Annotated in this window: 7 protein-coding genes and 1 pseudogene; 5 read left to right on the plus strand and 3 right to left on the minus strand. The window is 42.2% G+C overall.

The window, feature by feature from the left end; translation table 11 throughout:
* Positions 1 to 117: pseudogene (locus EWV84_RS20630) on the minus strand (Rpn family recombination-promoting nuclease/putative transposase); the annotation flags it as partial.
* A gap of 235 nt (positions 118 to 352) precedes the next feature.
* Here EWV84_RS20630 and EWV84_RS20635 point away from each other — a divergent pair.
* Positions 353 to 1,390 (plus strand): 6-bladed beta-propeller, encoded by a 1,038-nt coding sequence (locus tag EWV84_RS20635; RefSeq protein ID WP_287079757.1) that lies wholly within the window; start codon positions 353 to 355, stop codon positions 1,388 to 1,390.
* A 469-nt stretch (positions 1,391 to 1,859) separates the two neighbouring features.
* On the opposite strand, the gene EWV84_RS20640 is transcribed toward EWV84_RS20635, so the two are convergent.
* A complete protein-coding gene (locus tag EWV84_RS20640; protein WP_287079759.1) occupies positions 1,860 to 3,128 on the minus strand; it encodes a DNA methyltransferase in 1,269 nt (422 codons plus the stop codon).
* Positions 3,129 to 3,303: 175 nt separating this feature from the next.
* Here EWV84_RS20640 and EWV84_RS20645 point away from each other — a divergent pair, with 175 nt between their 5' ends.
* From EWV84_RS20645 to EWV84_RS20655, 3 genes are all read left to right on the plus strand, one after another.
* The gene (locus EWV84_RS20645; RefSeq protein ID WP_287079760.1) at positions 3,304 to 4,575 is read left to right on the plus strand and encodes a dihydroorotase; all 1,272 of its coding nucleotides are present in this window, start codon (positions 3,304 to 3,306) and stop codon (positions 4,573 to 4,575) included.
* A gap of 84 nt (positions 4,576 to 4,659) precedes the next feature.
* Positions 4,660 to 5,820: a DNA-methyltransferase gene (locus tag EWV84_RS20650; protein ID WP_287079762.1), complete on the plus strand. Its 1,161-nt coding sequence runs from the start codon at positions 4,660 to 4,662 to the stop codon at positions 5,818 to 5,820.
* A 26-nt stretch (positions 5,821 to 5,846) separates the two neighbouring features.
* Entirely contained in the window at positions 5,847 to 6,419 is a 573-nt protein-coding gene (locus EWV84_RS20655; RefSeq protein ID WP_287079763.1) for a Uma2 family endonuclease, read from the plus strand.
* Positions 6,420 to 6,503: 84 nt separating this feature from the next.
* On the opposite strand, the gene EWV84_RS20660 is transcribed toward EWV84_RS20655, so the two are convergent.
* Positions 6,504 to 7,928, minus strand: a complete 1,425-nt coding sequence (locus tag EWV84_RS20660) for a Ni/Fe hydrogenase subunit alpha (protein WP_286826340.1) — start codon at positions 7,926 to 7,928, stop codon at positions 6,504 to 6,506.
* Between the two features lie 104 nt (positions 7,929 to 8,032).
* On the opposite strand from EWV84_RS20660, the gene EWV84_RS20665 reads away from it, so the two are divergent.
* Positions 8,033 to 8,382 (plus strand): RNA-guided endonuclease InsQ/TnpB family protein (locus tag EWV84_RS20665; RefSeq protein WP_287079764.1); only part of this gene is annotated, 350 nt, incomplete at its 3' end.

Here is an 8,382-nt window from a genome sequence, read left to right on the forward strand (position 1 = left end):
GTCTAATTGTAATTCCGTCGGGTCGAGGACGGTTAAGGAGAGGGGAGAACCTAATAACCAAGTGGCTAGATCATCGGAGAAGTTTTCGGCGATAAATTTACAAATATTATCAAACATCGTCAGGGATTACTTTCCGTTTCTCCTAGGATACCCTCGGTCGCTGATGTTCACATCCTGTATTCGCCGTAACTATTGCCGAAGAGAATCGTAGCGCGGAATACATTATCGGCAAAATTCAATTCTAACCATGGACTAATTGTATAGATATTGGCAAATTTGTCACGTCTTCCGAGGAATTTATTGACAATTGCTAGAGGAAGGGGTATATTAAGAGCAGATTTTCTGAAGTTTTATGTCCCTATCTAAAGTTATCAATCACGGAGAGGGGGAGAAACATAGCTTATCAAAGGCTCTGCTCAAATCCTTTTCTCTAGTCACGGCCACTGCGATCGGATGTATTAGTATCGCCACCAGTGCCACTGCGGCCAGTTTTTCCTTCGCTTTCGGTAGCGGTGGTTCGGGGAACGGTCAGTTCAATAACCCCTTCGGTATCGCGGTCGGTAGCGGTGGTAATATCTATGTAGCCGATACTGCCAACAACCGCGTACAGGTGTTTAACTCCAATGGAGTCTTCCAGTCCACTTTCGGTAGCGGTGGTTCGGGGAACGGTCAGTTCAATAACCCCTTCGGTATCGCGGTCGGTAGCGGTGGTAATATCTATGTGGCTGATAGTGACAACAATCGCGTACAGGTATTCAACTCTAGTGGTGTCTTCCAGTCCACTTTCGGTAGCTCCGGTACGGGGAACGGTCAGTTCGATTGGCCCCAAGGTATCGCCGTCGGTAGCGGTGGTAATATCTATGTAGCCGATACGCTCAACGATCGCATACAGGTGTTTAACTCCAGTGGAGTCTTCCAGTCCGCTTTCGGGAACGGTTATTTGAGTATGCCCCAAGGTATTGCCGTCGGTAGCGGTGGTAATATCTATGTAGCCGATACTGCCAGCAACAGCGTACAGGTGTTCGACTCTGGTGGTACCTTGCTGTCCACTTTCGGTAGCTTCGGTACGGGGAACGGTGAGTTCTTTTCACCCACTGGTATCACTGTCGATGGCGGTGGTAAGATCTATGTGGCCGATACTCTCAACAACCGCGTACAGGTATTCAACCCCAGTGGTGTCTTCCAGTACGCTTTCGGTAGCCTCGGTTCGGGGAACGGTCAGTTCAATAACCCCTCCGGTATCGCTGTCGGTGGCGGTGGTAATATCTATGTAGCTGATACGTTCAACAATCGCGTACAGGTATTCAGAACGCCCGAACCTTCTAGTATTATCGGATTAGGCATACTAGGGGGCGGTTTAGTGGTGCGTCGCCTCGCTAAACGTGGTTAATCGGTGTGGAGTGGGGAGATGAGTTAAAATTTTCCTAATTCCCCACCCTTTGCGGTTAAAAGCTTTAATTGTCCTGCTGTTTTTGTAATTCCTCGATAGTTGCGCCGGATAAATCAGTAAATCGGGCGATTTCTGGGATAGGAAAGCCTTTTAAAATAACTATAAAGTACCAAACAGACCTAACGTGATTTTCCCTGCACCGCCACCAACTAAAACCATCGGTAAATCGCAGGTGCTAATCATAGTAAAGAGATCAGATACTTATTTTAGATCATGATTTAATCCTGTCTTAATTTCACAAACATAATTAACGGTAGTATAATCGGTCTGAATAATTAACTTTCCATCAGCCAAGAATTTTATATATAGGGTTTATCTTCAATAGTTGCCTTGAAAATTAGGTAAGGATTCCAGACAGGTCAAACATTGATGAAATAGGGGATGTTTGGGCTACATAAGCAATAGAAAGTTACCTTTTCTCTAAAATCAGTAAATATTCGGATTTCATGCCATCAGGATTTTTATTCTTGCGGGATTTGAATAATTGTCTAGTTTTAATTCTATCCTCAAAGACGGTATTAAAAATAAAGCCATTTTCCTGAAAATATTCCTGTAATATTCGCCAAGTTTCTACTTCCATTCCATCCACTTTCGGATTACCGACAAAAATGCAAGCTTTCCCAGCTTGTTTTAATTTTCTGGTGGCATTTTCTAAAGCATTGATAGTGTGACAAAAGTAGGAATCGAGTATTTTATGTAAATTCTCTTTCTCTAAACTCGATCTCACCTGATTTAATGTTTCGGTTTCGATTAATCTGGTAGCCTGTCGGTAGGGAATTTCTAGCTTAGAGATTTTTTGCACTTCTTTTTCTGTATATCCTAACCAATATAAATCTAGTTTTGCTGTTCTGATATATTCCTGTGCTTGCAGATAGGGGGGTGAACTAATTAAACAATCTAACTCTAGATTTTGATCGATCTCAAAAGTGGCACTATCTACTCCTCCATAAAAAAGCACCTGATTACAATTATGCCAAGTTATGGCAATATATTGATTGACGGTGGTTAAAGTTTCAAAACTCATCTCTTTAATCGTTCGTTTTAATTCCTCTTGCCAATCTCTTTGTAATAGTTCCTGTATATCTGATTTTTTGTATTTAGATTGAAATAATTTAGGTTTGGTATGTTCTGCATAGGAAAACTGCTTACTAACTTTCACTAAAACCGCTTGAATGATCTGGGAATACAAATCAGGTTCTAGACTTTTTTGACCTGCCCAAAGTTTCTGTAAAACTGCTAAAATTTCCTCTGGATACCAATAATTTAAATTTGACCACTGAGGGATAAATTTATCTTCGTTGGCAAAAACTTCTAAGATTTTTTTATCTAACTCTGAGTAACTCAATGGTTCTTGGTGTTCTGTGATCTTAATCGGTATAATATGGTTTAAAAGATAATTCAGGTCAGTTAAAACCGCATTTCTTTGACAAAGTTTAGCCTCTAAACCCACCGTACCTGAACCGGCAAAAGGATCGATAATCCAATCATCCTTTTTAGTGTAGTTATCAAGGCAAAATCTCACCACTTGGGGAATAAATTTGGCAGGATAATAATAGATGCCATGGGTTAGATAACTGGTGCTGGTGATTTCTGGTACTAAATCTCGAAAAGAAACTAATCGTGGGGTTCCCCGATTAAATTCTTCTAAATTATTAAAATCGAAAAGTTCTAACTGCATGATTCGGCTATCAATTCTTCCTAGGGTAGGCCAGCCAATTAAAATAAAGATTAAAACCGTAGTCGATCAATATTCTAACTTATCGTCCCTTAACCTAACCGAGAACTCAACTTTTTTACTTTTTACTTAACGTGATATACTGCCAGAGGAAAAAATGACGTTTTAATTAGTCTGCGTGAATAGCCAATCCTCGACGATCATAGAACAGGTTAGAGTCCTTGACCCCCTGACACAAACCGATCGCATTGCCGATGTCTGGATTGAGGAGGGGGTAATTAAAGCGATCGAATCTCAGCTTCCCCCAAGAGAAAATAGTAACTATATTTCCGGTCAAAACTGTATTTTTGCTCCCGGATTAGTCGATCTCTACAGTCATTCTGGGGAACCCGGCCACGAGGACCGAGAAACCCTTGCATCTCTGATCAAAGCGGCCACGGCCGGAGGCTGCACCCGGTTGGCAATTCTCCCCAATACTCTCCCCCCTCTCGATCACCCTGCACTTATTAGCACATTACAGCAAAAAAGTCAAGGGGTTTTTGACTCAAAATCGACTCGTCTGCATTTTTGGGCAAGTCTCACCCTAGGAAGACAAGGGCAAAAAATGACGGAATTAGCCGATTTAATGCCTGTAGCGGTGGGTTTTACCGATAATCGCAGTCTAGAAGATTTGGGACTGTTGCGGCACTTATTGGAATACCTAAAACCCTTCGGTAAAAATATCGCCCTTTCCCCCGTAAATCAGCAATTAAAGGGTAATGGAGTCATGCGCGAGGGAGAAACCTCGATTCGCTTCGGTTTACCCGGAGATCCTGCTATTTCCGAAACCACTGCTTTAGCCACAATTTTAGAAATCGTCGGCGAAATTAATACACCTGTTCACCTAATGCGAATTTCTACCCGTCGAGGAGTGGAATTAATTCGCGAGGCAAAAATGCGGGGATTGCCGATAACCGCTAGTGTGACGTGGTTGCATCTCCTCTTAAATACAGGATCGATCGCCAGCTATCATCCCAGTTTACACCTCGCTCCACCCTTGGGCAACGAAAGCGATCGCAAGGCGTTAATTGCGGCAATTAAGGAGGGAATTATCGATGCAATCGCGATCGATCATCGTCCCTATACCTACGAAGAAAAAACCGTCTCTTTTGCAGAAGCACCCCCCGGCGCGATCGGGTTAGAATTAGCTTTACCGCTACTCTGGGAAAAATTAGTAATAACCGGGCAATTATCAGCTTTACAATTATGGCAAGCGCTTAGTCTCAATCCCTGTCATTGTTTACAACAAAAACCGGCATCTCTCAACCCCGGCAATCCCGCGGAAGCAATTCTTTTTCATCCCCAAGCAAGCTGGAAAGTAACGGCAAATAATCTTCACTCCCTCAGTCATAATACTTTCTGGTTAAATCAAACAATTACGGGAAAAGTGTTAGAAATGTGGAATTTTTAAAGGGTGGCCAATTTCTATCTTGAGACTCTCCTAGTTTTTTGGATAATGATCAGCTAGAATTCTAGAGAGAACTAGAGTAATGTCATGGAAAAAGAACTGGTATCAGAAAAGCGCGGTTATCTGCTTCGCACGGTGGCAGAAGCTAAAGAAATTGTCCTTAATTGGTTGCGGGAAATAAATTTAGTTAATGCGATTAAATTAGGTTTACCAGAAGTGGATGACAGATATCATATTTGGCGAATTCCTTTATGTAATGAACAGAAAAAAACCGTTGGGGAAGTGGTGATCGATGCCTACACCACCGAAATTTTATTAGATAAAACAACTCGGACTGAAATTATTATCGCTCGTCTGTTAAAACAGGATGAATCTAAATTAGAAACCCGCAAGAAACCCAAAAAAGAATATAAGCTTTCTTATCTGAGAAATACCATCGGATTTGGTGATTGTAGTGAACTTTTGGAGGAAATGCCCGCAGAAAGTGTTGATTTAATCTTTACCTCACCACCCTATTTTAATGCTCGTCCGGAATATTCAGAATTTGAAGAATACGAAAGCTATCTATTGAAGCTGCGACAGGTAATCAGAAAATGTCATCGAGTTTTGAGTGAAGGACGTTTTTTTGTCATTAATATTTCTCCCGTGCTGTTGCGTCGTGCTTCCCGTAATCAAGCTTCTAAACGTATTGCTGTCCCCTTTGATTTACATCGAATTTTTATTGAAGAAGGTTACGATTTTATTGATGATATTATTTGGCTAAAACCAGAGGGAGCAGGGTGGGCAACTGGTAGAGGACGCAGATTTGCCGCCGATCGCAATCCTCTCCAATACAAAACTGTGCCGGTGACTGAATACGTTTTAGTCTATCGTAAACATACGGATTTACTCATCGATTGGCATATTCGCAATCATCCCGATCAAGAAGTAGTAAAAGCCTCAAAAATTGCCGATGGTTATGAACGTACTAATGTCTGGAAAATTAACCCAGTCACTAACTCAAAACATCCCGCCGCTTTTCCTGTAGAATTGGCAGAAAAAGTGATTACCTATTACTCTTTTAAAGGAGACGTGATTTTAGATCCCTTTGCCGGTTCAGGAACCGTGGGATTAGCTGCCGCTTCTTTAGATAGACGTTTTGTTTTATTCGAGAGTAATTTTAATTATATTGAACTGATGCGAAAGTTAATTACTGAAGGCAATCAGACTGATTTAGACTCAGTTATTTGGCTTAATTGTCCGTTATAAAACTAACAATGAGCGAGGTAAACACCATGACAGCCAGTAAAAGTCACGCTTATTTTACTCCAAAAGACTATCTGGAAATAGAGAAAATTAGTCCCATTAAACATGAATATATGCAAGGGCAAATCTTGGCGATGGCCGGGGCCAGTAAAGCCCATGTTATCATCACTGGCAATCTTTCAGCCCAATTAATTAATCATTTACGGGGTAGTGGTTGTCTTGCCTACGCTACCGATATGAAAGTGCGTCTCCCTAGCTTAAATATCTTCTATTATCCCGATTTTGCCATTACTTGTGACCAACGGGATCGAGTTTCCGAGGAGGATTTTATCCTGCATCCGCGAGTGATTATCGAAGTTTTATCCGACTCCACAGCAGCCTTTGATAGAGGCGATAAATTTGCCAATTATCAAACTATCCCCGAATTACAGGAATATCTGCTGATCGAGCAAAAACAAGTCTTAATTGAACAATATCAACGTCAATCTAATAACCTCTGGATTCCCCATATTTATCAAGCGGGAGATTTAATCACTATTAACTGTATTAACTTTTCTTGTCCGATAGAAATTCTTTATCAAAACCTAGAAATTCTTAGCTAGAATCTTGGCCGTAAAAATAGTAAAATGGGGTTAGGAAATAGGAGAAATTTCCCCTATTTCCTAACCCCCCAACAACTTAGATAATTAACCCCTTTGTCGAGTATTAATCACCTCACCGGCTGCATTAACTAACTCTAGCTGTAGCGGCATTTGTCCCATAGCGTGAGTGGAACAGCTTAAACAGGGATCATAGCAACGAATACCCGCTTCCACCCGGTTTAACATCGCTTCGGGAATTTCGCCACCATGGATATAATGTTGGGCGATTTGTTTCACTGTTTGATTCATGGCCAAATTATTATTACCCGTGGCAATAATCAAATTCACCGTTTCAATCAAACCATTTTCATCCACTTTATAATCATGGAATAAAGTACCCCGGGGCGCTTCACTAACTCCCACCCCTTGCAGATTATTAATTCCTGCTTCGGCCCGGCAGCGTTGAGAAACTATATCGGGATCGTCGATTAAAAGTTCGATACGCTCTAAACAGCCTAAAATCTCCACTAAACGAGCATAATGATAGTAAAAAGAAGAGGTTGCTACACCACCGACCCGATGGCGATATTCCCGTAACTCGATATCCGCCCCATCCGTGCCAAAATGGGAACAAACATTTAAGCGCGCCAACGGACCTACTCGATAGATACCGTTGGGATAACCGAGGGGTTTATAGTAGGGAAACTTCAAATAAGACCATTTTTCCACTGATTCGCCGATATAATCGCGATAATTGTCTTCGCTGAGGTTATCGGCCACGATATTGCCTTGACTATCAGTAAAACGAATATGACCGCCGTAGTGTTCCCACTCATCCCGTTTACCGACCAATCCCATAAACAGGGAAGGGAAATTACCAAAAGCGGCGATTTCTGTGGTTAAATTGTCTAGAAGTCCTTTAAACAGGTTTAAGGCCGTGTAAAGAGTCGCTTTAGACTCCGGCAGTCGTTCTTTAATCCATTGTCGCCCTTCTTCGCTCAAAGGGGAACGCACACCCCCCGGGACAGACCAAGCGGGGTGAATTTTTTTCGCTCCCAAAAGTTCAATAACTTTCTGTCCAAATTGACGTAAACGGATGCCTGCTCGCGCTAGGTCGGGATCGGCCGCAATTAAACCGAAAACATTCCGTTTAGCGGGATCACTTTCCCAACCAAGCAGAAAATCGGGACTGCTAAGATGGAAAAAGCTTAAAGCATGGGATTGGGTTAACTGTCCCAAATTCATCAAGCGCCGCAGTTTTTCACCCGCGGGGGGGATTTGCACCGCTAGAATTTTATCGCCAGTTTTGGCGGCACAAAGTAGGTGACTAACGGGACAAATACCGCAAATTCGGGCAGTAATTCCCGCCATCTCCCACATCGGCCGTCCCTCGCAGAATTTCTCGAAACCGCGATACTCGACCACATGAAAACGCACGTCATCCACTTCCCCCGCATCGTCAAGGAAAATCGAGATCTTGGCATGGCCTTCGATCCGGGTGACGGGATCGATAACGACGGTTTTAGTCATAGTAAGTCCTCATCGAAAATTTTGGGTCTGAAACCCCGTCGTTTCACGACGGCTTTACCGTTAAATACTAGCGCATTTACCAAATATATGCTAAAATGTGAGACATGGAAAAAGCCTATTCTTACCGATTTTACCCCACACCCGAACAAGAGTCGCTATTGCGGCGCACTTTGGGCTGTGTAAGATTAGTTTACAATAAAGCACTCCATCTCAGAACACAAGCATGGTACGAAAGACAAGAAAGAGTAGCATATACTGAAACTTCTTCAATGCTAACCGATTGGAAAAAGCAAGAAGAATTAGAATTTCTAAACGAAGTTAGTTGTGTACCTTTGCAACAAGGGTTAAGACACCTACAAACAGCTTTTACCAATTTCTTTGCTGGTCGTACTAAGTATCCTAACTTTAAGAAAAAACATCAAGGAGGAAGTGCCGAATTTAGCAAATCTGCTTT

Origin of the sequence: Microcystis sp. M_QC_C_20170808_M3Col, from assembly GCF_007095505.1 — a bacterium.
Lineage (GTDB): Bacteria > Cyanobacteriota > Cyanobacteriia > Cyanobacteriales > Microcystaceae > Microcystis.

Excerpts from the sequence above, each read along its gene's own strand:
- EWV84_RS20635 (WP_287079757.1), top strand. The coding sequence starts at position 353 with ATGTCCCTATCTAAAGTTATCAATCACGGAGAGGGGGAGAAACATAGC.
- EWV84_RS20640 (WP_287079759.1), bottom strand. The coding sequence starts at position 3,128 with ATGCAGTTAGAACTTTTCGATTTTAATAATTTAGAAGAATTTAATCGG.
- EWV84_RS20650 (WP_287079762.1), top strand. The coding sequence starts at position 4,660 with ATGGAAAAAGAACTGGTATCAGAAAAGCGCGGTTATCTGCTTCGCACG.
- EWV84_RS20655 (WP_287079763.1), top strand. The coding sequence starts at position 5,847 with ATGACAGCCAGTAAAAGTCACGCTTATTTTACTCCAAAAGACTATCTG.
- EWV84_RS20660 (WP_286826340.1), bottom strand. The coding sequence starts at position 7,928 with ATGACTAAAACCGTCGTTATCGATCCCGTCACCCGGATCGAAGGCCAT.